The sequence below is a fragment of the Klebsiella sp. C360 genome (genome assembly GCF_048822415.1).
In the GTDB taxonomy this organism is placed as follows: domain Bacteria; phylum Pseudomonadota; class Gammaproteobacteria; order Enterobacterales; family Enterobacteriaceae; genus Klebsiella; species Klebsiella quasipneumoniae.
The window spans coordinates 56,061-77,806 of record NZ_JBMEZZ010000003.1; the positions used below are offsets into that span (position 1 = coordinate 56,061).

The 21,746-nt window shown below is 62.6% G+C and carries 19 protein-coding genes; 14 read left to right on the forward strand and 5 right to left on the reverse strand.

The features are described from left to right. Positions 1-169: 169 nt before the first annotated feature. Both ispE and lolB read right to left on the reverse strand, forming a co-directional pair. Positions 170-1,018 carry a 4-(cytidine 5'-diphospho)-2-C-methyl-D-erythritol kinase gene (gene ispE / locus ACOI7D_RS09140; protein WP_072413462.1) on the reverse strand — a complete coding sequence of 283 codons (849 nt, stop codon included), beginning with the start codon at positions 1,016-1,018 and terminating at the stop codon, positions 170-172. Then, the gene (gene lolB / locus ACOI7D_RS09145) at positions 1,018-1,629 is read right to left on the reverse strand and encodes a lipoprotein insertase outer membrane protein LolB (protein WP_023290149.1); all 612 of its coding nucleotides are present in this window, start codon (positions 1,627-1,629) and stop codon (positions 1,018-1,020) included. The genes ispE and lolB overlap by 1 nt, the downstream gene beginning before the upstream one ends. A 271-nt stretch (positions 1,630-1,900) precedes the next feature. Here lolB and hemA point away from each other — a divergent pair, with 271 nt between their 5' ends. Genes hemA through kdsA form a run of 6 tightly spaced genes read left to right on the forward strand, consistent with a single transcriptional unit; the run spans position 1,901 to position 7,232 of the window. Beyond that, positions 1,901-3,157 carry a glutamyl-tRNA reductase gene (gene hemA, locus ACOI7D_RS09150; protein WP_023290148.1) on the forward strand — a complete coding sequence of 419 codons (1,257 nt, stop codon included), beginning with the start codon at positions 1,901-1,903 and terminating at the stop codon, positions 3,155-3,157. 42 nt (positions 3,158-3,199) lie between these two features. Then, complete coding sequence (prfA, locus tag ACOI7D_RS09155) at positions 3,200-4,282, forward strand: peptide chain release factor 1 (RefSeq protein ID WP_004203214.1); 1,083 nt, start codon at positions 3,200-3,202, stop codon at positions 4,280-4,282. Beyond that, a complete protein-coding gene (gene prmC, locus ACOI7D_RS09160) occupies positions 4,282-5,130 on the forward strand; it encodes a peptide chain release factor N(5)-glutamine methyltransferase (protein ID WP_050533460.1) in 849 nt (282 codons plus the stop codon). Before prfA ends, prmC begins: the two co-directional genes overlap by 1 nt. Then, complete coding sequence (sirB2, locus tag ACOI7D_RS09165; protein WP_008804389.1) at positions 5,130-5,522, forward strand: invasion regulator SirB2; 393 nt, start codon at positions 5,130-5,132, stop codon at positions 5,520-5,522. The genes prmC and sirB2 overlap by 1 nt, the downstream gene beginning before the upstream one ends. Before the next feature lie 3 nt (positions 5,523-5,525). Then, entirely contained in the window at positions 5,526-6,338 is an 813-nt protein-coding gene (gene sirB1, locus ACOI7D_RS09170) for an invasion regulator SirB1 (RefSeq protein ID WP_017899847.1), read from the forward strand. A 39-nt stretch (positions 6,339-6,377) separates the two neighbouring features. Continuing rightward, positions 6,378-7,232, forward strand: a complete 855-nt coding sequence (gene kdsA / locus ACOI7D_RS09175; RefSeq protein WP_002910393.1) for a 3-deoxy-8-phosphooctulonate synthase — start codon at positions 6,378-6,380, stop codon at positions 7,230-7,232. A gap of 87 nt (positions 7,233-7,319) precedes the next feature. Here kdsA and chaA read toward each other — a convergent pair whose 3' ends face one another. After that, on the reverse strand, positions 7,320-8,420 hold the full coding sequence (gene chaA / locus ACOI7D_RS09180) for a sodium-potassium/proton antiporter ChaA (protein ID WP_004203207.1): 1,101 nt from the start codon (positions 8,418-8,420) through the stop codon (positions 7,320-7,322). Between the two features lie 263 nt (positions 8,421-8,683). On the opposite strand from chaA, the gene chaB reads away from it, so the two are divergent. Together chaB and ACOI7D_RS09190 are read left to right on the forward strand one after the other, a co-directional pair. Further along, positions 8,684-8,914, forward strand: coding sequence for a putative cation transport regulator ChaB (gene chaB, locus ACOI7D_RS09185; RefSeq protein ID WP_023290145.1), 231 nt, complete (start codon positions 8,684-8,686; stop codon positions 8,912-8,914). Positions 8,915-9,050: 136 nt separating this feature from the next. Then, complete coding sequence (locus ACOI7D_RS09190; protein WP_023290144.1) at positions 9,051-9,731, forward strand: gamma-glutamylcyclotransferase; 681 nt, start codon at positions 9,051-9,053, stop codon at positions 9,729-9,731. A gap of 56 nt (positions 9,732-9,787) precedes the next feature. On the opposite strand, the gene ACOI7D_RS09195 is transcribed toward ACOI7D_RS09190, so the two are convergent. After that, positions 9,788-10,030 (reverse strand): DUF1883 domain-containing protein, encoded by a 243-nt coding sequence (locus ACOI7D_RS09195; RefSeq protein WP_002910387.1) that lies wholly within the window; start codon positions 10,028-10,030, stop codon positions 9,788-9,790. Positions 10,031-10,268: 238 nt separating this feature from the next. Continuing rightward, on the reverse strand, positions 10,269-10,622 hold the full coding sequence (locus ACOI7D_RS09200) for a DsrE/DsrF/TusD sulfur relay family protein (protein ID WP_002910380.1): 354 nt from the start codon (positions 10,620-10,622) through the stop codon (positions 10,269-10,271). A gap of 68 nt (positions 10,623-10,690) precedes the next feature. Here ACOI7D_RS09200 and nasR point away from each other — a divergent pair, with 68 nt between their 5' ends. The 6 genes from nasR to ACOI7D_RS09230 all read left to right on the forward strand — a co-directional run bounded on the left by nasR (position 10,691) and on the right by ACOI7D_RS09230 (position 21,741). Continuing rightward, a complete protein-coding gene (gene nasR / locus ACOI7D_RS09205) occupies positions 10,691-11,872 on the forward strand; it encodes a nitrate regulatory protein NasR (protein WP_044523872.1) in 1,182 nt (393 codons plus the stop codon). A 244-nt stretch (positions 11,873-12,116) separates the two neighbouring features. Further along, the gene (locus tag ACOI7D_RS09210) at positions 12,117-13,373 is read left to right on the forward strand and encodes a CmpA/NrtA family ABC transporter substrate-binding protein (protein WP_109547193.1); all 1,257 of its coding nucleotides are present in this window, start codon (positions 12,117-12,119) and stop codon (positions 13,371-13,373) included. 1 nt (position 13,374) lies between these two features. Next, positions 13,375-14,259 (forward strand): nitrate ABC transporter permease, encoded by an 885-nt coding sequence (gene ntrB, locus ACOI7D_RS09215; protein WP_109547194.1) that lies wholly within the window; start codon positions 13,375-13,377, stop codon positions 14,257-14,259. Positions 14,260-14,268: 9 nt separating this feature from the next. After that, positions 14,269-15,057: an ABC transporter ATP-binding protein gene (locus ACOI7D_RS09220; protein ID WP_032453294.1), complete on the forward strand. Its 789-nt coding sequence runs from the start codon at positions 14,269-14,271 to the stop codon at positions 15,055-15,057. 10 nt (positions 15,058-15,067) lie between these two features. Beyond that, the gene (gene nirB, locus ACOI7D_RS09225; protein WP_109547195.1) at positions 15,068-19,135 is read left to right on the forward strand and encodes a nitrite reductase large subunit NirB; all 4,068 of its coding nucleotides are present in this window, start codon (positions 15,068-15,070) and stop codon (positions 19,133-19,135) included. Then, a complete protein-coding gene (locus ACOI7D_RS09230; protein WP_109547196.1) occupies positions 19,135-21,741 on the forward strand; it encodes a nitrate reductase in 2,607 nt (868 codons plus the stop codon). The genes nirB and ACOI7D_RS09230 overlap by 1 nt, the downstream gene beginning before the upstream one ends. Positions 21,742-21,746 lie beyond the last annotated feature (5 nt).

Consider the following 21,746-nt stretch of genomic DNA (forward strand, 5'->3'; position numbering starts at 1 on the left):
GCATGCGTCCAGTGGTGGATGAATGGGCCAATAATGTGCGGGCTGGCGCCATTCGATCCAGTCGGTGTATTTAAAGAGCACGATGCAACGTCTGGAACAGGGTGACGTTGTCACCGTAACTCAATTTCCCCGGCTGACTCATGAACGATGCGCCCTCACGGCGCAGGATTCAGAGCAGGGCCTGCTTGAGCGGCGAGAGATTTACTCCGCGCGCCACAAAGCCATTTAGCCATGCCGGGGCAGTGTCCAGCACCTGACGGGCAGCGGATTCGGTGTTAAATTCAGCAAACACACAGGCCCCTGTGCCGGTCAGGCGTGACGGCGCATATTCTAACAGCCAGGAAAGCGCGGCATCAACCTCGCGAAAACGTTTTCTTGCGATAAGCTCGCAATCGTTGCTGAATTCACAATTTAATAACGTATTAATTGACCGGCGCGGGGTATTTCGTGGTAGCTCCGGGTCGCGAAAAATGATCGGCGTCGGAATACTGACGCCCGGATGGGCCACCAGGTACCATTTTTCCTCAGGCTCCACCGGCGTCAGAATTTCACCTACCCCCTCGGCAAAGGCGGCATGGCCGCGCACGAAGACCGGCACATCGGCCCCCAGCTGCAGGCCAAGGGTCGCCAGCTCATCTTCCGAGAGTCCGCAGCCCCAGAGATGGTTGAGCGCCACCAGCACGGTGGCGGCATTGGACGAGCCGCCCCCCAGACCGCCGCCCATCGGCAGGCGCTTATCGATACTGATATCGGCGCCGCTGCCCGCCGGCAGGCGGCCGCTTTCGCCGGCGGCGCGCATCAGCAGACGCGCGGCGCGAACGATCAGATTCTCTTCGTCCGGCACCCCGGCCACCGGCGTCAGCAGGCGCAGTTCGCCGTCAGCGCGCGGTTCGATGGTCAGCGTATCGCCGTAGTCGAGGAACTGAAACAGCGTCTGCAGGGTGTGGTAACCATCGGCCCGCTGGCCGGTGATATATAAAAACAGATTCAGTTTTGCAGGTGAGGGCCAGCGGCTCATCATTTCACGATCCAGTTATCCATCTTCAGCTTGATGCGCTGGGCGCCATTGTTCAGCTCGACATTAGACGGCAGGGCGGGCTGGGTATCGCTGGTGTAGCCGCCGTAGGTGACGTGCCAGGTTTTGCCGTTTTGCGTGTAGTTCAGTTCACGCAGACGGTACCGATCGTCCAGCGAATAGTCGGTGGCGTCGCCCGGCAGGCCGATGATCCACTGGCGCAGGCTGTTCAGCGGGATCGGCATCCCGGTCAGGCGGCCAATCATCTCTTCGGCATCGGTGGCGGTGTAGGTCTGGCCTTTGTTGTCGATCAACTGCACGCTGCCAGGCTGCGCGGTCAGCGACAGCTCGGTGCTGCCCAGCGGGTTGGTCAACAGCAGGCGATAGCGGTCCTGGCCGGTCTGCTGCCAGAAGAAGCGGGCATAGACTTTTTGCTCATCGGAGAGATAGGCAAACGCCCCGCGGGTCTGGAACTGGTTGAGGCTGCGAACAGCCTGCTGGTGCTGGCGCCACTGCGGCGAATCCGGGCTTTTGCCAGGCCCCTCGGGGGTATGAACAGAACAAGCGGTCAGGACGAGGCTGGCCAGCGGCAGCAGGCGGAACAGTCGATTCATAATGATGACAAATCCTTGATGTCTACAGTGAAATCCGGCGGCAGGGGAACAGCGGGCCGATTTGTGTAGCAGGTTACATTTATAATCCTTAATGCTAGCGTCGCCGGGCGATAGCGTCTACGTTCAAGTTGTCTGAAATCAAAAAATTAACCTTAATGGCGGTCTTGCTTTGGCTATTACTCCAAAAGGGGAGCCTCTCTTTTATTGATTACGCGCATCCTGTATGATGCACTCAGACTAACCTTAGCAACGCTGGTACTACTCCCTCACAATGACCCTTTTAGCTCTTGGCATCAATCACAAAACAGCTCCGGTCGCCCTGCGAGAACGCGTTGCGTTTTCGCCGGAAACGCTCGATAAGGCGCTGGAGAGCTTGCTGGCTCAGCCGATGGTGCAGGGTGGGGTGGTGCTGTCGACCTGCAACCGCACGGAACTCTATCTCAGCGTAGAAGAGCAGGATAACCTGCAGGAAGCGCTGATCCGCTGGCTGTGCGATTACCACGGCCTCAATGAAGAAGACCTGCGTAAAAGCCTCTACTGGCACCAGGATAACGACGCCGTCAGCCATCTGATGCGCGTCGCCAGCGGCCTTGATTCGCTGGTGCTGGGCGAACCGCAGATCCTCGGTCAGGTGAAAAAAGCCTTCGCCGATTCCAGCCGCGGCCATCTTAACGTCAGCGAACTGGAGCGGATGTTCCAGAAATCGTTCTCGGTGGCCAAGCGCGTGCGTACTGAAACCGATATCGGCGCCAGCGCCGTTTCCGTCGCGTTCGCCGCCTGTACCCTGGCGCGGCAAATCTTTGAATCCCTGTCGAGCGTGACGGTGCTGCTGGTAGGCGCCGGTGAAACCATCGAACTGGTGGCGCGCCATCTTCGCGAACATCACGTGCGCAAAATGGTGATCGCCAACCGCACTCGTGAACGCGCCCAGGCGCTGGCGGAAGAAGTGGGCGCCGAGGTGATTGCCCTCAGCGATATCGACGAACGGCTGAAAGAGGCCGACATCATTATCAGCTCCACCGCCAGCCCGCTGCCGATCATCGGCAAAGGCATGGTGGAGCGTGCGCTCAAGGCGCGGCGCAACCAGCCGATGCTGCTGGTGGATATCGCCGTCCCGCGCGACGTCGAACCGGAGGTCGGCAAACTGGCTAACGCTTACCTCTACAGCGTCGACGATCTGCAAAACATCATTCAGCATAACCTGGCGCAGCGTAAGGCCGCGGCGGTGCAGGCGGAATCGATCGTCGAGCAGGAGACCAGCGAATTTATGGCCTGGCTGCGCGCGCAGAGCGCCAGCGAGACCATTCGCGAATACCGTTCTCAGTCCGAGCAGGTCCGTGAGGAGCTGACGGCGAAGGCGCTGGCCGCGCTGGAGCAGGGCGGTGATGCCCAGGAAATTATGCAGGATCTGGCGCGTAAGCTCACCAACCGCCTGATCCACGCACCAACCAAATCACTTCAGCAGGCCGCCCGTGACGGGGACGACGAACGCCTGCATATTCTGCGCAACAGCCTCGGGCTGGAATAGCGCACCTTTCTCTTATTTTCAGGACAGGGTGAATTCACGCCTATGAAGTCTTCTATTGTTGCCAAACTGGAAGCGTTGTACGAGCGCCACGAAGAAGTGCAGGCGCTGCTCGGCGATGCCGCGACGATTGCCGATCAGGATAAATTCCGCGCGCTGTCGCGGGAGTATGCTCAACTAAGCGATGTGGCGCGCTGCTATACCGACTGGCGTCAGGTGCAGGAGGATATTGAAACCGCACAGATGATGCTCGACGATCCGGAAATGCGCGAAATGGCGCAGGAAGAGCTGCGGGACGCCAAAGATAAAGGCGAACAGCTGGAGCAACAGCTACAGGTCCTGCTCCTGCCGAAAGATCCTGATGACGAGCGTAACGCCTTCGTGGAAGTGCGCGCCGGGACCGGCGGCGATGAAGCGGCGCTGTTTGCCGGCGACCTGTTCCGCATGTACACCCGTTACGCGGAATCGCGCCGCTGGCAGGTGGAGATCCTCAGCGCCAACGAAGGTGAACACGGCGGCTTTAAAGAGGTGATCGCCAAGATCAGCGGCGACGGCGTCTATGGCCGGCTCAAATTTGAATCCGGCGGCCATCGCGTGCAGCGCGTGCCGGCCACCGAGTCGCAGGGGCGTATCCACACCTCCGCCTGTACGGTGGCGGTGATGCCGGAGCTGCCGGAGGCGGAAATGCCGGATATCAACCCGGCGGATCTGCGCATCGATACGTTCCGTTCCTCCGGCGCGGGCGGTCAGCACGTTAACACCACCGACTCGGCGATCCGTATTACCCACCTGCCCACCGGCATCGTGGTGGAGTGTCAGGACGAACGTTCCCAGCATAAAAACAAAGCCAAGGCGCTGTCGGTGCTGGGGGCGCGGATCCGCGCCGCCGAAGTGGCCAAGCGTCAGCAGGCGGAAGCCTCCACGCGCCGCAACCTGCTGGGCAGCGGCGACCGCAGCGATCGCAACCGTACCTACAACTTCCCGCAGGGCCGCGTGACCGACCACCGCATCAACCTGACCCTTTACCGTCTCGATGAGGCGATGGAGGGCAAACTCGACATGCTGATTGAGCCGATAGTCCAGGAACACCAGGCCGATCAGCTGGCGGCGCTGTCCGAGCAGGAATGATGACCTTTCAGGCCTGGCTGCAGCAGGCAATCGCCCGCCTGGCGGAGAGCGACAGTCCGCGACGCGACGCCGAGATCCTGCTGGGACACGTCACCGGTCGGGCGCGCACCTGGATCCTGGCCTTCGGCGAAACGACGCTGTCCGCCGACGAGGCGACGACGCTGGAGGCGCTCCTGCAGCGACGCCAGCGCGGGGAGCCCATCGCCCATCTGGTCGGGCAGCGGGAGTTCTGGTCGCTGCCGCTGTTTGTCTCCCCGGCGACGCTGATCCCCCGCCCGGATACCGAATGTCTGGTGGAGCAGGCGCTGGCGCGTCTGCCCGTCGCGGCGTGCCGTATTCTCGACCTCGGCACCGGGACCGGCGCCATTGCCCTGGCGCTGGCCAGCGAACGTCCTGACTGTGAAGTGATCGCGGTGGACGTGATGCCGGACGCCGTGGCGCTGGCGTTGCGTAATGCCGCCCATCTGGGCATCGCTAACGTGACGATACGGCAAAGCGACTGGTTCAGTGCGCTGGCCGGGCAGCGCTTCGCCATGATCGTCAGCAATCCCCCCTATATCGACGCCGCCGACCCGCATCTTGCCGAAGGCGATGTGCGTTTTGAACCGTTGACGGCGCTGGTGGCAGGCGACCAGGGGCTGGCCGATCTGGCGCAGATTATCCGCGAGGGGCGGCAGTATCTGCAGCCCGGCGGCTGGATGCTGCTGGAGCATGGCTGGACCCAGGGCGAAGCGGTACGCGCCCTGTTCCGCGAGGCGGGCTATCTGGATGTCGCGACCTGCCGCGACTATGGCGACAATGAGCGTCTGACCCTCGGACGTTTACCCGACATGGAGAACGTTGGCTGATGAACTTATTCACGGCTGTCCTCTACCTGCACATCGCCAGCGTGGTGGTGTCGGTAGGATTGTTCGTTTTACGTTACTGGTGGATGTATCACCAGAGCCCGCTGCTGAACCAGCGGTGGGTGCGAATTGCGCCGCACTGCAGCGATACGCTGCTGTTTCTCAGCGGTGCGGGATTAATGGCGATAACGCACTACCTGCCGTTCACAGAAGACGGCGCATGGCTGACTGAAAAGCTGTTTGGCGTTATCATTTACATCGCATTAGGTTTTATCGCGCTGGGCCGTCGTCGTCCGCGCAGCCAGCAGAGCCGCTTTATCGCGTTCCTGCTGGCGCTGGTGGTGTTGTTTATCATCATTCAACTCGCCATCACAAGAATACCGATACTGGGGTAGGTCATGGGGTCATTAGCGGATTTCGAATTTAACAAAGCGCCATTGTGTGATGGCATGGTCCTCATTTCTGAACAGGTCCGCGACGATTTTCCGACGCGTTTTGTCGAGGAAGAGCTGCAGCGGCTGCTGCGCCTCGCGCAGGAGGAGATTGCGCCTTCGTGGGACCAGGAACGCCAGATAGAACGCCTGCTGGCGCTGTTTTACGAGGAGTGGGGCTTTGGCGCCTCGCAGGGCGTTTATCGTCTATCCGACGCGCTATGGCTCGATAAAGTGCTGGTCAACCGCCAGGGTAGCGCGGTGTCATTAGGCGCGATCCTGCTGTGGATCGCTCAGCGCCTGGGGCTGCCGGTGGTGCCGGTGATCTTCCCGACCCAGATGCTGCTGCGCGCGGACCCGGAAACCAGCGAAGAGATGTGGCTGATTAATCCGTTCAACGGAGAAACTCTCGACGAACATACCCTGGAGGTATGGCTGAAGGGCAACATCGGGCCGGTGGCGGAACTGTTTAATGAAGATCTCGACGAAGCGGATAACGCCGAGGTGATCCGCAAGCTGCTGGACACCCTGAAGTCGGCGCTGATGGAAGAGCGGCAGATGGAGCTGGCCCTGCGCGCCAGCGAAGCGCTGCTGCAGTTTAACCCGGAAGATCCGTATGAGATCCGCGACCGCGGGCTGATATACGCCCAGCTGGATTGCGATCACGTGGCGCTGCTGGACCTGAGCTATTTTGTCGAGCAGTGTCCGGAGGATCCGATCAGCGAGATGATCCGCGCACAAATCAACACGATTTCGCACAAACAAATTACATTGCATTAGTCTGGAACCATTCCGGTTACACCCTGATAAGGCGAATTTATGAAACAGAAAGTGGTTAGTATTGGTGATATCAACGTAGCGAATGACCTGCCGTTCGTGCTGTTCGGCGGGATGAACGTGCTGGAGTCACGCGATCTGGCGATGCGCATCTGCGAACATTACGTCACCGTTACGCAGAAGCTTGGCATCCCCTACGTCTTCAAAGCCTCCTTTGATAAAGCCAACCGTTCCTCCATTCACTCCTATCGTGGGCCGGGTCTGGAAGAAGGGATGAAGATTTTCCAGGAGCTGAAGCAGACCTTTGGCGTGAAAATCATCACCGACGTTCATGAAGCCAGCCAGGCGCAGCCGGTGGCTGACGTCGTGGACGTGATCCAGCTTCCCGCCTTCCTCGCGCGCCAGACTGACCTGGTGGAAGCGATGGCCAAAACCGGAGCGGTGATCAACGTCAAGAAACCGCAGTTCGTCAGCCCGGGTCAGATGGGCAACATCGTCGATAAATTCATCGAAGGTGGTAACGACAAAGTGATCCTCTGCGACCGCGGCGCGAACTTCGGTTACGACAACCTGGTGGTGGATATGCTCGGCTTCGGCGTGATGAAGAAAGCCTCCAACAACTCGCCGGTTATTTTCGACGTCACCCACGCGCTGCAGTGCCGCGACCCGTTTGGCGCTGCCTCCGGCGGTCGCCGCGCGCAGGTGAGCGAGCTGGCCCGCGCCGGTATGGCGGTGGGTATCGCCGGTCTGTTTATCGAAGCGCATCCGGATCCGGACCACGCGAAATGCGACGGCCCGTCCGCGCTGCCGCTGGATAAACTGGAGCCGTTCCTCAAGCAGATGAAAGCGATTGACGATCTGGTGAAAAGCTTCGACGAGCTGGATACCAGCAAGTAAGCCTGACCGCATCACTGAAAAAGCCTGCCGGCGTCAAAACCGGCAGGCTTTTTTTTCGCCCGGACTCCGCCGGACGGGAACGCGGGGTCAGGCGAAAATGGTCATCAGGTAGGCGGCGAACAGCGCCAGATGGGCCGCGCCGTTCAGCACATTGGTGCGTCCGGTGGAGAAGGAGATATGACACAGCACCAGCGAGGCGACCATCACCACCATCTCCGGCGCGCCAAGGCCAAAGCGCAGCTCATTGCCGGTCAGGAAGGCGATGAGGGTGACCACCGGGACCGTCAGCGAGATGGTGGCCAGCACGGAGCCGAAGAACAGGTTCATCGCCCGCTGTACCTGATTGTTGAGCACCGCTTTGAGCGCGCCAAGGCCTTCCGGCGACAGGATCAGCAAGGCCACGAGGAAGCCGGTGAAGGCCACCGGGGCATTCATGCTGGTCAACAGCGTTTCCAACGGGTTGGCGTTCATTTTAGTGACGGCGATCACCGCCACCAGGTGCACCAGCAGCCAGGCGGTATGCCACCCGCTGCTGTGGGCGGACGGTTTACCGTGGTGCGGGTCGTCATCATCGCCGTCGTCTTCATGCTCGTAAACAAACAGACTCTGATGGGTTTTGGTCTGAATAAGCAGGAAAACGCCGTACATGGCCGCCGAAATCACCGCCACCAGCAGCGATTGCCCGGTGCTGAAGTTCGCGCCCGGCAGCGCCATGGGAAACACCAGCACGATAATCGCCAGCGGAAACAGGGCGATAAGGTACTGCTTAATGCCGAACAGATTCATATATTGGGTGGCGAATTTACGCCCGCCCAGCAGCAGGGAGAAACCGACCAGACCGCCGGTGACGATCATAATGATGGAGTAGAGCGTATCACGCATCAGGGTCGGCGCGGCGTCGCCGGTGGCCATCAACGCGGAGATCAGACTGACCTCAAGGATAACCACCGACAGGCTGAGAATCAGGGAGCCGTAGGGTTCGCCCAGGCGGTGGGCGAGGACGTCGGCGTGGCGGACCACGCTGAAGGCGCTGCTTAAAATACCGACCAGCGCGAGGATATTAATCGCGATAACCACTGGCAGTGACTGGCTGCTGCCCCAGAAAAACAGCACTGCCAGCGCCAGCACCGGAAAGACGAGGGAAGACTCCTTATGGCGGGTTTTTACCGCCTCATGTGCATGGGTCATGAACCATCTCCATTTATGCAGGTGTTATAATTATAAAAACGCAGGGCGATAAAGTAACAGATTTTGCTAAGTTTCTGCTGTATTTTTACTTAAGTTTACGGGTATCGCGAGATATCTTGATTAGTTTATTATAATTTGCGATTACGCTATTTTTATATTTATTATTCAGATAATTACTAAAATCCATTTTTAACTCATCATCGGCTTGATAGCCTGCCGCCTGCGTTCCAGACTTAAATTTTATGCTCAAACAGGAGGTCATTATGCCCTATAACAGTAAACAAGAGCTCCCCGACAGCGTTCAGCATGTTCTGCCTGCCCATGCGCAGGAAATTTATAAAGAAGCGTTTAACAGCGCCTGGGATCAATATAAAGATAAAGACGAGCGGCGCGATGACGCCAGCCGTGAAGAGACGGCGCACAAAGTCGCCTGGGCGGCGGTGAAGAATAGTTACGAGAAAGGCGATGACGATAAGTGGCATAAGAAAAAATAATTGCTGACGCCGCTTTTATGCTTGCCAGCGCCCCGCTGATTGCTTATTGAAAGATAAAGCTGGATAATATTTCAGCAATATTGACGGATGCATGAGACGAACGCCGGGAAGCGGGCAGTGGCGGAGGTAGTAAACAGTGTTAACTCGTGATTTCTTGATGAATGCGGATTGTAAGACAGCGTTTGGCGCTATTGAGGAATCGCTACTCTGGTCGGCAGAACAACGCGCAGCCTCGCTGGCGGCGACGCTGGCCTGCCGCCCGGATGATGGCTCAGTATGGATCTTTGGCTACGGTTCGCTTATCTGGAACCCGGCGCTCAATTATCGCGAGTCCTGCACTGGCACGCTGCCGGGCTGGCACCGCGCGTTTTGCCTGCGGTTGACCGCCGGGCGCGGGAGCGCCTGCCAGCCGGGACGCATGCTGGCCCTGAAAGAGGGCGGTCGAACCACCGGCGTCGCTTATCGTCTGCCGGACGACACGCTGGAAGAAGAGCTGACGCTGCTGTGGAAACGGGAGATGATTACCGGCTGCTATCTGCCCACCTGGTGCAAGCTGGAGCTGGACGACGGGCGGACGGTAAATGCGCTGGTGTTTATTATGGATCCGCGTCATCCGCTGTTTGAGCCGGATACCAGCGCCCAGGTCATTGCTCCGCTGATCGCCCGGGCCAGCGGGCCGCTCGGCACCAACGCGCAGTACCTGTTTTCGCTGGAGCAGGCGTTGAGTAAGCTCGGGATGCACGACGCCAGTCTTGATGATCTGGTGGCCAGCGTCCGCGCGCTGTTGGGCGACAGCCCGACGCCGGGCCTGGCCTGAGCGCGCAGAAAAGAAAAACGCCCGGCATGGCCGGGCGTGTGTTAAGGCAGTGACTGTCAGGCCGGAACGTAGCTGATGGAGTGCTCCAGTGACTGGCTGTGACTGTCGATAAGCACGTTCCAGGTGCCGCTGTAGGGCACCGTCAGATAGGCGCTGTCCCGATCCTGCACGCTCAGAATATCCGCATGGCTGTCGCCAGGAACCTTCGCGCTCATCAGATGAATATGGCAGCGCTCTGAGCACCGCACCACCAGCGTGTCACCGCCAAACAACGTCAAACTTGCTTTTACCATCGCCATTTTTGTACCCCGTTTCTGTCCCGCTACAGCATCCTGCCCACCTAGTCCTCGCGTGATATTGTTCACACTTTGCTCTGTGCATCACACCAAACGGCGCGGGTCGGGATGCTGATTTTGATCAAAAAAAGGGATAAAGATTAAACAAAAATGACGTTGTTCCTGAAAGCATTCAGCTAACGTTTTTTTCACCTCTTCAGGCGGCGAAACCTGATATTTCCTCCCGTTCGGCGGCGCAGATTTAGAAGGTCAGCACTTTATCTGCCGCCAGGGTCCACTGGGCCAGCTCAACGAGAGTGCCAACCTCCACCCCATCAACCAGCGGCAGTGCGCTGACCCCGCGGCCGTCCGCGCAGGTCTTGCACAGCTTAACGGGAACCTGCTGGGCGGTGAGGATCTCCAGCATCTGCTGCACATTATACCCTTCCGCCGGCTTCTGCCCGCGCAGCCCGGCGGTGACGGCGTCGGACATCAAAAACAGCTTGAGATCGAGGTCGGACTGCTGTTCGCGCAGGGCAATGGCCAGGCGCAGGCTGTTGAACAGGGATTCACTGCCGTAGGCGGCGCCGTTGGCGATAATCACAATACGTTGCATACAAACTCCTTCTTAAAGGCACGGTTATTGCTTTACCGCAGTATAAAGCGTTAACCCGGAGGAGGGGTATGAATAATACAACTGGTCACGCGGACGAGGCGACGGCCTGGCTGCAGCTGGCGCGCCGCCTGCAAAAACAACAGCTTCAGCAACTTGCCCGGCTGGGCGAGCTGGCAAGTCAGCTCAGCGCGCTGGTGCATATGCTGCAGTGCGAGCGCGGGGCGTCGAATATTTTTCTTTGCTCGGGCGGTCAGCTGTACGCGGCGGAGTGTCGGGCGGGTGGGGCGCTGGTTGATGAGCGGCTGGCCTTGTTCTATGCCGCCCTCGAACGGGCGCGCGCGGTCGCCGGCAGCGCGCTGTGCTGGCGCATCGCCCGGGCGGTCGGCGATCTGGCGCAGCTCCCGGCGCTGCGTGAGCAGGTCAGCCGCCGGCAGGTCGCCGCTGAAGCCGCGACGGAGCAGTTCAGCCGTATTATCCGCCATCTGCTGAATATCGTCCCTCAGCTCAATGACAGCATTGACGACCCGTCGGTAGCCGGGCGTATGGTCGCCCTGTACAGCTTTATGCAGGGAAAAGAGCTGGTGGGCCAGGAGCGCGCGCTGGGAGCATTGGGCTTTACCCGCGGCGAGTTCAGCGACAGCCTGCGCCAGCAGCTGGTGGACCGTATTGACGGTCAGCAGCCCTGCTTTGACAGCTTCCAGGCGCTGGGCAGTCCGGCGACGGTCCAGCTGTTTACGACCGAGTGCCAGGCCGGTCTGGACATCGAGCAACTGCGGCGGATCGCCTGCACCCGCCAGCCGGCGGCGGACGGCGGGGAAACGGCGCTGCGCTGGTTCGGCCTGCAAACCCAGCGGCTTGAGCAACTGCGCGAAGTGGAAGAGCAACTGATCGACGATCTGCTGGACGCCACCGACGCGCTGTTAGAAGACGACGCGCCTGGCTGGCTGGCTGGGGAGGAGAGCGACAGCGTGACGCCGCGGCTGGATAAACAGCTGCTGCCGCTGGTGCGCCAGCAGGCCTATGAGCTGCAGCAGCTCTCCAGCCAGCTGGCTTCGCTGAAAGACGCGCTCGAGGAACGCAAGCTGATCGAAAAAGCGAAAAGCCTGCTGATGACTCATCAGGGGATGCCGGAGGAGCAGGCCTGGCAAACGCTGCGCAAGATGGCCATGGACAAGAATCAGCGGATGGTTGAGATAGCCCGCGCGCTGCTGATGGTCAAGGCGATCTGGCCATTAACCCCAAAGGAGTAGATGCACAATCGATGGGCATTCGCTGCCTGTCGGCGGTGCACTTTTGCCTGACAAACCGACCAGAGCGAAAGGAAAAGCCCGCCAGCGCGCCTTAGCCAAAGCTGGCATCCCCTTTGCATTAGTATAAGTGAGTGAATAAAAGTCCGGGCGACGAACCAATGGCGGTTCGGGTGTCCGTGGATAAAGGCGTCCTGCAGTGCATATGCACTGTCGGGCGCTTTTTTTTTGCGCGTGTGGAGCGGATATGAGCGATAAGTTTTCAATTTCACGGCGGCGCTTGCTGCAGGCAGGGGCCGCGCTGGGCGGCGCGATGCTGCTGCCAGGCGTGATGCAGGCCGCATGGGCCGGCGGCTCGGACAGACCGGAGCAAACCACCGTGCGGGTAGGGTTTATTCCGCTGACCGACTGTGCGCCGCTGGCCATCGCCGCGGCGAAGGGGTTTGACAAAAAATATGGCATTACCCTGGCGCCGAGTAAGGAGGCCAGCTGGGCGGCGGTGCGCGACAAGCTGGTGGCCGGTGAACTGGACGCGGCGCATATTCTCTATGGCCTGCTGTACGGTCTTGAACTGGGGATCGCCAGCAAGCCGCAGGCGATGGCTAATCTGATGACCCTCAACCGCAATGGTCAGGCCATCACCCTCTCCAGCGAACTGCAGGAGAAAGGGGTGACCGACCTCGGCGGACTGAAGCGGCTGATCGACCGCAGCGCGCCGGGCAGCTACACCTTCGCCCATACCTTTCCCACCGGCACCCATGCCATGTGGCTTTACTACTGGCTGGCGAGCGCCGGCATCGATCCCTTTAACGATGTGCGCACCGTCGTGGTGCCGCCGCCGCAGATGGTGATGAACATGCGCATCGGCAATATGAGCGGCTTTTGCGTCGGCGAGCCGTGGAACGCCCGCGCCATTAACGACCGTATCGGCTTCACCGCGGCCACTTCCCAGGATATCTGGCCTGAGCATCCTGAAAAGGTGCTGGGCGCCCGTCGCGACTGGGTGGAACGCCACCCGAACACCGCCCGCGCGCTGGTGGCGGCCCTGATGGAGGCGCAGCGCTGGATCGCCGCCTCGGCGGAGAACACCCGGGAGACGGCCCGCCTGCTCGCCAGACGCGGCTGGCTCAATACCAAAGAGCAGTACCTCACCGGTCGGATGCTTGGGGAGTATGACAACGGCCTCGGCCGCCTCTGGCAGGATGCCCATCCGATGCGCTTTTACGCCGAGGGAGAGGTGAGCTTCCCCTGGCTGTCGGACGGGATGTGGTTCCTCACCCAGTTTCGTCGCTGGGGGCTGCTGAAGCAGGCTCCGGATTACCTCGCGGTGGCGTCGCGCCTTAACCGCATCGACGTCTGGCAGGCGGCCGCCCAGGCGGTCGGCGGGATCAGTACACCGGCAGCCACGATGCGCAGCAGCACACTGATGGACGGTACGGTCTGGAACGGGTCTGACCCGGAAGGCTACGCCCGCCATTTCGCTATTCAACGTAAGGGGGCATGAGATGAAGCAGGCACAACGTAAGCAACCGGTCGTCAGCGTGGAGAACGCGCCTGGCGAAGTCATTATCCTGCCGCCGGTGCAGGTCCGGCGCACCACGCCGACCGTCACGCGCTGGCTGCGTGAGCTCATCCAGCGCCTGCTGCCCCCGCTGCTGGGGCTGGGGGTGCTGCTGCTGGCCTGGCAGCTGGCGGCGATGCACAGCAAAGGCTTTCCCACCCCGCTGAGCACGCTGGACTCGGCGCTGACGCTGTTCGCCGATCCGTTCTATCAGGACGGGCCGAATGACATGGGGATCGGCTGGAACGTGCTGGCCTCCCTGCAGCGCGTGGCGGTGGGCTTCGGCCTGGCGGCGCTGGCGGGCATTCCGCTGGGGTTTTTGATCGGCCGCTCGCTATTCTTCGCCCGCATGTTTAATCCGCTGATTGCTCTGCTGCGCCCGGTCAGCCCGCTGGCCTGGCTGCCGATTGGCCTGCTGCTGTTCCAGAAGGCGGAGCCAGCCTCCAGCTGGACCATTTTTATCTGCTCCATCTGGCCGATGGTGATCAACACCGCGGAAGGCGTGCGGCGGATCCCGCAGGACTATCTCAACGTCGCCCGCGTCCTCCAGCTCTCAGAGTGGACGGTGATGCGCAAAATTCTCTTTCCGGCGGTGCTGCCGGCGGTGCTCACCGGCGTGCGCCTCTCCATCGGCATCGCCTGGCTGGTGATCGTGGCGGCGGAAATGCTCACCGGCGGGCTGGGGATCGGCTTCTGGATCTGGAACGAGTGGAACAACCTCAATGTGGAAAACATCATCATCGCCATCGTCATTATCGGCGTCGTCGGCCTGCTGCTGGAGCAGGGCCTGATGCTGCTCGCCCGCCGCTTTAGCTGGCAGGAAAAATAAGGAGCCAACATGAAACCATTAATTCAGGTGCAGGCCGTCAGCCAGCGCTTCAACACCGCCAGCGGCGAGTTTCTGGCGCTGCAGAATGTCTCCTTCGATATCGTCGAAGGGGAGACCATTAGCCTGATCGGCCACTCGGGGTGCGGAAAATCGACCCTGCTGAATCTGATCGCCGGGATCACGACCCCTACCGAGGGCGGACTGCTGTGCGATAACCGGGAAATCGCCGGGCCCGGGCCGGAGCGGGCGGTGGTTTTCCAGAACCACTCGCTGCTGCCGTGGCTGAGCTGTTTCGACAATGTGGCGCTGGCGGTGGATCAGGTGTTCCGTCGCACCATGAGCAAGCATGAGCGTCGGGAGTGGATTGAACACAACCTCGCGCGCGTGCAGATGGGTCATGCGCTGCATAAACGGCCCGGGGAGATCTCCGGCGGCATGAAGCAGCGGGTGGGTATCGCCCGGGCGCTGGCGATGAAGCCGAAAGTGCTGCTGCTTGATGAGCCCTTCGGCGCCCTGGACGCGCTGACCCGCGCTCACCTCCAGGACACGGTGATGCATATCCAGCAGGAGCTCAATACCACCATCGTCATGATCACTCACGACGTTGATGAAGCGGTGCTGCTTTCCGACAGGGTGCTGATGATGACCAACGGCCCGGCGGCGACGGTCGGCGAGATCCTCGCGGTCGATCTGCCGCGTCCGCGCCATCGCGTTCAGCTGGCGGACGACAGCCGGTACCACCATCTGCGCCAGCAGATCCTCCATTTCCTGTATGAAAAACAGCCGAAAGCGGCATAAGGAGGCGGTCATGACGCGGCGACTGGTGGTGATCGGTAACGGCATGGCGGCCACCCGGCTGGTGCAGCGGCTGGTTGAGCGCGACCCTGCGCGTTTTGCCATTACCGTCGTCGGCGACGAGCCGCACCCGGCCTATAACCGCATCCAGCTCTCGCCGCTGCTGGCTGGCGAAAAAATGGCATCGCAGATCCCGTTGCTGCCGGCGGAGTGGTACACCCGGCACGGGGTGTGTCTGCGGTCTGGCGAGGCGGTGGATGAAGTGGATGTTGCGCAACGGCGGCTGCGCATCGCTGACGCCTGGCTGCCGTGGGACGAGCTGGTTTTCGCCACCGGCTCGCGGCCCTTTATCCCGCCGCTGCCGGGCATTGATCGTCCGCAGGTTATGCCCTTCCGCACCCTGGCGGACGTGGAACGTATTCTGGCGATACCCGGCCCGGCGGTGGTGATTGGCGGTGGGGTTCTGGGCGTGGAAGCGGCGGCGGCGCTGCGTCGCCGCGGCGGGGAGGTCACACTCCTGCATCGCGGCAGCGGCTTAATGGCGCCGCTGATCGACGCCTTTGCCGCCGATGAGCTCAGGCAGCAGCTTGAAGCGCGCGGCATTCGCTGCGTGCTGGAGTGCCTCATCGCCGCCATCGACGCCGACGGCGTGCGGCTGGCGGACGGGCGCGTATTCCGCGCCGCCCGAGTGGTGCTGGCGACCGGCGTGCAGCCCAACAGCCGTCTGGCGGCGCAGTCCGGCGTGCTGTGTCAGCAGGGGATCGTGGTTGACCGCCAGATGGCCGCCTCGCTGCCGGGGATCAGCGCCATTGGCGAGTGTTGCGAAATTGACGGCCAGACCTGGGGGCTGGTGGCTCCCTGCCTGCGCCAGGCCGAGGTGCTGGCGGATCGCCTGTGCGGCGCCCCCGGCGAGGGCTTTGTCTGGCAGGACGCCGGGACCCGCCTGAAGGTCACCGGCATTGAACTCTTTAGCGTCGGCGAACAGCAGGCCGGCGAACAGGATGACATCTATACCAGCTGGGATCCCATCGACCGGCACTATCGTCGCCTGCTGCTGCGCGACGGCCGCCTGCGCGGCGTGCTGCTGATGGGCGACTGTACCACCGCCGCCGCGCTCACCGCGCGCCTGGAAAGCGACGAGCCCGCCACCGCGGACTGGCTTTTTGACCCTTCTTCAACGCAGCCGCAGGCTGCAGGAATAATGACGATGACGAAACCTGTATTAGTGCTGGTGGGACATGGCATGGTCGGCCACCATTTTCTCGAACAATGCGTGAGCCGCAACCTGCATCAGCAATATCGTATCGTGGTGTTTGGCGAAGAGCGTTACGCCGCCTACGATCGGGTGCATCTCTCCGAATATTTCGCCGGACGCAGCGCCGAATCGCTGTCGCTGGTGGCCGATGATTTCTTTCACCAGCACGGCATCGAACTCCGCCTCGGCAAGGCGGTGGCGACGATCGACCGCGACGCGCGGCTGGTGCGGGACGCCGAGGGGCATGAAACCCACTGGGATAAACTGGTTCTGGCGACCGGCTCCTATCCCTTTGTTCCGCCGATCCCTGGCAACGATCTCGACGGGTGCTTTGTCTATCGCACCCTTGACGATCTCGACCGTATCGCCGCCCATGCCGCCGCGGCGAAGACCGGGGTGGTGATCGGGGGCGGCCTGCTCGGGCTGGAGGCCGCCAACGCCCTGAAACAGCTGGGGCTGGAGACGCACGTGGTGGAGTTTGCCCCGAACCTGATGGCCGTCCAGTTGGATAACGGCGGGGCGGCGATGCTGCGGGAGAAGATCGTCGCCCTCGGTGTGGGGGTGCATACCAGCAAAGCCACCACCGCCATCGTGCGCGAGGCCGATGGCCTGCGGCTGAACTTTGCCGACGGCGGCACGCTGGCGGCCGACATGGTGGTCTTCTCGGCAGGGATCCGCCCGCAGGACGCGCTGGCCCGCGGCTGCGCGCTGCAGGTTGGCGAGCGCGGGGGGATTGGCATCGACGGCCAGTGCCGCACCACTGACCCGGACGTGCTGGCGATAGGCGAATGCGCCCTGTGGGATAATAAAATTTACGGCCTGGTGGCGCCGGGTTATCAGATGGCGCGGATCGCCGCGGCCACCCTCGCAGGAGAGGACGCCTGCTTTAGCGGCGCCGACATGAGCACCAAACTGAAGCTGCTGGGGGTTGACGTAGCCTCGTTTGGCGATGCGCAGGGGCGCACGCCGGGCTGCCAGAGCTATCAATGGACCGACGGTCCGCAGCAGGTTTACAAAAAAATCGTCGTCAGTCAGGACGGCAAAGCCCTGCTTGGCGGCGTGTTGGTGGGGGACGCCAACGACTACGCCACGCTGCTGCAGATGATGCTGAACGGCATGGCGCTGCCGCCGCGTCCGGAGAGCCTGATCCTGCCGGCGCTGGAGGGGTCCGCGCCGAAGGCGCTGGGGGTGGCGGCGCTGCCCGACAGCGCGCCGATCTGCTCCTGCCATAGCGTCAGCAAAGGCGATATCTGCCAGGCGGTGAACAATGGCGCGGGGGATATGGCGGCGATAAAAAGCTGCACCAGAGCGGCCACCGGCTGCGGCGGCTGCAGCGCGCTGGTGAAACAGGTGATGGAGCACCAGCTGGCGGCGCAGGGCGTCGAAGTGAAAAAAGACGTCTGCGAGCATTTCCCGTGGTCGCGTCAGGAGATCTACCATCTGGTGCGGGTCAACCATATCCATACCTTCGAGCAGCTGATTAGCCGCTACGGCCAGGGGCACGGCTGCGAGGTTTGTAAACCGCTGGTGGCCTCGGTGCTGGCCTCCTGCTGGAACGAATACCTGTTGAAGCCGGCGCACCTGCCGCTGCAGGATACCAATGACCGCTATTTCGCCAACATTCAGAAGGACGGCACCTATTCGGTGGTGCCGCGGATGGCGGCAGGGGAAGTGACCCCGGACGGGCTGATCGCCATCGGGCAGATCGCCAAACGTTACCAGCTCTACAGCAAAGTGACCGGCGGCCAGCGCATCGACCTGTTTGGCGCGCGGCTGGAACAGCTGCCGGCGATCTGGCGCGAGCTGGCCGACGCCGGGTTTGAAACCGGCCACGCCTATGGCAAGTCGCTGCGCACGGTGAAGTCCTGCGTCGGCGCAACCTGGTGTCGCTACGGCGTACAGGACTCCACCGGGCTCGCGGTGCGGCTCGAGCATCGCTATAAAGGGCTGCGCGCCCCGCACAAAATCAAGATGGCGGTCTCCGGCTGCACCCGCGAATGCGCCGAAGCCCAGGGCAAAGACATCGGGGTGATTGCCACCGACAAAGGCTGGAATCTCTACGTCTGCGGCAACGGCGGAATGAAGCCGCGTCACGCCGACCTGTTTGCCAGCGACCTCGACGAAGCGACGCTGATCCGCAGCATCGATCGTCTGCTGATGTTCTATATCCGCACCGCCGATCGCCTGCAGCGGACCAGCACCTGGATGGACAACCTGGAGGGTGGCGTGGCCTACCTGCGGCAGGTGGTGCTGGAGGACAGTCTCGGCATTGGCGAGGAGCTGGAACAGGAGATGGCCCGCATCGTCGACAGCTACCAGTGCGAGTGGCAGACCACGCTCAACGATCCCCAGCGCCTGGCGCTGTTCCGTTCCTTCGTGAACAGCGACCAGCCCGACGAGGCGGTGCAGCGCCACGATCTGCGCGGTCAGCCGCAGCCGTTGCCTGCTGAAGCGTTGCCTGAAGGCGAACTCCCATCCCGGCCGTGGCAGGCGATTTGCGACCTTGACGCTATCCCGGCGCAGGCGGGGATCGGCGCCCGGTTAGGGGAGCGGCAGATCGCCCTGTTCCGCTTCGGCGATCGGGTGTATGCCCTGGACAACCGCGAGCCGGGCAGCGCGGCCAACGTGTTGTCGCGGGGGCTGTTAGGGGACGTCGGCGGGGAACCGGTGGTGATCTCCCCGCTGTACAAACAGCGGATTCGCCTGCGCGACGGCTGGCCGTGCGACGGCGGTGAACAGGCAGTGCGCGCCTGGCCGGTGAAAGTGGAAAACGGCAAAGTGTGGGTGGGCAGCCAGCAGCTGCTGGCGCGAGCGGAGGCCTCCTGATGAAGACCATCCGAACGACCTGTCCCTACTGCGGCGTAGGCTGCGGCGTGCTGGCGAGCGTGGATGACGCGGGTCAGGTGAGCGTGCGCGGCGACGATCAGCACCCGGCCAACCTCGGCCGCCTGTGCGTCAAAGGGGCGGCACTAGGGGAGACCATGGGTCTGGCGGGGCGGCTGCTGGCGCCGGAGGTGGACGGCCAGCCGGTGGCCTGGTCTCAGGCGCTGGCGGAGACCGCTTCCCGCCTGCAACAGGTTATCGACCAGCACGGTCCGCAGGCGGTGGCCTTCTACGCCTCCGGCCAGCTGTTGACGGAGGATTACTATGCCGCCAACAAGCTGATGAAGGGATTTATCGGCGCGGCGAACATCGACACCAATTCGCGGCTGTGCATGTCGTCGGCGGTGACCGGCTACAAGCGGGCCTTTGGCGCCGACGTGGTGCCCTGTAGCTATGAGGATGTGGAAAACAGCGATCTGGTGGTGCTGGTCGGCTCGAACGCCGCCTGGGCGCACCCGGTGCTGTACCAGCGTCTGGCGCAGGCGAAGCGGGATAATCCCCGGCTGCAGATCGTGGCGATCGACCCCCGGCGCACCGCCACCTGCGAGATCGCCGATCGCCATCTGGCGCTGGCGCCGGGAAGCGACGGCGGGCTGTTCGTGGGGTTGCTTAACGCCCTGGCGCAGGCCGGGGCCTGCGTCGACGGTTTTCGCGACGGCCCGCAGGCGCTGGCCGCCGCTCGCGGCTGGGACGTGGCGAAAGTGGCGGCTTTTTGCGGCCTGCCCGCCGATGAGGTGGCGGGTTTCTATCGCGATTTTATCGCCGCCCCGCGGGCCATCACCCTCTACACCATGGGAATTAACCAGTCAGCCAGCGGCAGCGACAAATGTAATGCCATCATCAACGTCCATCTGGCCAGCGGAAAGTATGGCCGCCGCGGCTGCGGCCCCTTTTCGCTGACCGGTCAACCCAACGCCATGGGCGGGCGCGAAGTCGGCGGGTTGGCGACGATGCTGGCGGCGCACATGGATTTTGTGCCAGACGATCTGCAGCGGCTGGCCCGCTTTTGGGGAACCGAGCGGCTGGCGCAGACCCCGGGGCTGACCGCCGTGGAGCTGTTTGCCGCCATCGGCCGCGGCGAGGTGAAAGCGGTGTGGATCATGGGCACCAACCCGGTGGTGTCGCTCCCCGACAGCCACGCGGTGAGCCAGGCGCTGGCCGGCTGTCCGCTGGTGATCGTCTCGGATGTCGCCGCTGAGACGGATACCGGACAATTCGCCCACATTCGCTTTCCGGCGCTGGCCTGGGGCGAGAAAAATGGCACGGTCACCAACTCGGAGCGGCGCATCTCCCGTCAGCGTAGCTTCCTGCCGCCGCCGGGGGAGGCGAAAGCGGACTGGTGGATCATCGCCAGAGTAGGGCAGGCGCTGGGGTATCGCGAGGCGTTTGCCTGGCAGCATCCGCATGACGTCTTCCGCGAGCATGCGGCGCTGTCCGGTTTCGAAAACGACGGCCAGCGGGCGTTTGATATCGGCGCGCTGGCGGATCTCAGCCGCGAGGCATGGGACGCCATGGCGCCGGTACGCTGGCCGGTCAGCCGCCGCCGCGCCGCCTGGGATGTTACGCGCGGCTGGCATAGCGATGGCAGGCTGCGGATGGTGCCAGTGACGCCTCAGCCGACCCGGGCGGCAACCGATGTCTTTTATCCGCTGATCCTCAACAGCGGGCGGATCCGCGATCAGTGGCACACCATGACCCGCACCGGCGCCGTGCCGCGGCTGATGCAGCATATCGCGGAGCCGGTGGTGGAGGTGGCGCCGCAGGACGCCGTTCGCTACCAGCTTGTCGCCGGCGGGCTGGCGCGGATCTGGTCGCGCCATGGGGTGATGGTGGCGAAAGTGGCGATCAGCGAAGGCCAGCGCCCCGGCTCGCTGTTTGTCCCAATGCACTGGAACAATCAGTTCGCCCGCCAGGGGCGGGTGAATAATCTGCTGGCCGCCGTCACGGACCCCCATTCCGCCCAGCCGGAGAGTAAACAGGCGGCGGTGGCCATCGCCCCCTGGCAGCCTGCCTGGCATAGCGAACTGTTTTGTCGCGAACCGCTGCCGTTTCCTGCGGCCTGGCACTGGCGGCGGCGGGCGGCGGCGGGCGTATTGCACTACTCGCTGGCCGGGGAGGCGTCAGCCCGACAGTGGCTCAGCGTCTGGTGCGCGCAGCGCGGCTGGCAGCTGCAGATAGCAGACGGCGGCGCGGTGTGGAACCTGCTGGCGTGGCATCAGGGGAGGCTGATGCTGGGCTGGTGGAGCGATGCGCGCGAGCCGGCGGTGGATAGCGCAGGGATAAGCGCCGCCTTCGCCGCGCCGCCGTCCGATGCCGCCCGGCGCCATGCGTTGCTCAGCGGCCGACCGGACGCCGCCGCCGCGCCGCCGGGGCGGATCGTCTGCAGCTGTTTTGGGGTGGGGGAGCGGGCGATCGGCGAGGCCATCGCCAGCGGCTGCGCCAGCGTTGGGGCTTTGGGCGCCAGGCTTAAGTGCGGGACCAACTGCGGCTCCTGCGTGCCGGAGCTCAACGCGCTGCTGACGGCGCAACCGGCCCGCGCCGGGGCGTAACGGCG

Excerpts from the sequence above, each read along its gene's own strand:
- ispE (WP_072413462.1), bottom strand. The coding sequence starts at position 1,018 with ATGAGCCGCTGGCCCTCACCTGCAAAACTGAATCTGTTTTTATATATC.
- lolB (WP_023290149.1), bottom strand. The coding sequence starts at position 1,629 with ATGAATCGACTGTTCCGCCTGCTGCCGCTGGCCAGCCTCGTCCTGACC.
- hemA (WP_023290148.1), top strand. The coding sequence starts at position 1,901 with ATGACCCTTTTAGCTCTTGGCATCAATCACAAAACAGCTCCGGTCGCC.
- prfA (WP_004203214.1), top strand. The coding sequence starts at position 3,200 with ATGAAGTCTTCTATTGTTGCCAAACTGGAAGCGTTGTACGAGCGCCAC.
- prmC (WP_050533460.1), top strand. The coding sequence starts at position 4,282 with ATGACCTTTCAGGCCTGGCTGCAGCAGGCAATCGCCCGCCTGGCGGAG.
- sirB2 (WP_008804389.1), top strand. The coding sequence starts at position 5,130 with ATGAACTTATTCACGGCTGTCCTCTACCTGCACATCGCCAGCGTGGTG.
- sirB1 (WP_017899847.1), top strand. The coding sequence starts at position 5,526 with ATGGGGTCATTAGCGGATTTCGAATTTAACAAAGCGCCATTGTGTGAT.
- kdsA (WP_002910393.1), top strand. The coding sequence starts at position 6,378 with ATGAAACAGAAAGTGGTTAGTATTGGTGATATCAACGTAGCGAATGAC.
- chaA (WP_004203207.1), bottom strand. The coding sequence starts at position 8,420 with ATGACCCATGCACATGAGGCGGTAAAAACCCGCCATAAGGAGTCTTCC.
- chaB (WP_023290145.1), top strand. The coding sequence starts at position 8,684 with ATGCCCTATAACAGTAAACAAGAGCTCCCCGACAGCGTTCAGCATGTT.
- ACOI7D_RS09195 (WP_002910387.1), bottom strand. The coding sequence starts at position 10,030 with ATGGCGATGGTAAAAGCAAGTTTGACGTTGTTTGGCGGTGACACGCTG.
- ACOI7D_RS09200 (WP_002910380.1), bottom strand. The coding sequence starts at position 10,622 with ATGCAACGTATTGTGATTATCGCCAACGGCGCCGCCTACGGCAGTGAA.
- nasR (WP_044523872.1), top strand. The coding sequence starts at position 10,691 with ATGAATAATACAACTGGTCACGCGGACGAGGCGACGGCCTGGCTGCAG.
- ACOI7D_RS09210 (WP_109547193.1), top strand. The coding sequence starts at position 12,117 with ATGAGCGATAAGTTTTCAATTTCACGGCGGCGCTTGCTGCAGGCAGGG.
- ntrB (WP_109547194.1), top strand. The coding sequence starts at position 13,375 with ATGAAGCAGGCACAACGTAAGCAACCGGTCGTCAGCGTGGAGAACGCG.
- ACOI7D_RS09220 (WP_032453294.1), top strand. The coding sequence starts at position 14,269 with ATGAAACCATTAATTCAGGTGCAGGCCGTCAGCCAGCGCTTCAACACC.
- nirB (WP_109547195.1), top strand. The coding sequence starts at position 15,068 with ATGACGCGGCGACTGGTGGTGATCGGTAACGGCATGGCGGCCACCCGG.
- ACOI7D_RS09230 (WP_109547196.1), top strand. The coding sequence starts at position 19,135 with ATGAAGACCATCCGAACGACCTGTCCCTACTGCGGCGTAGGCTGCGGC.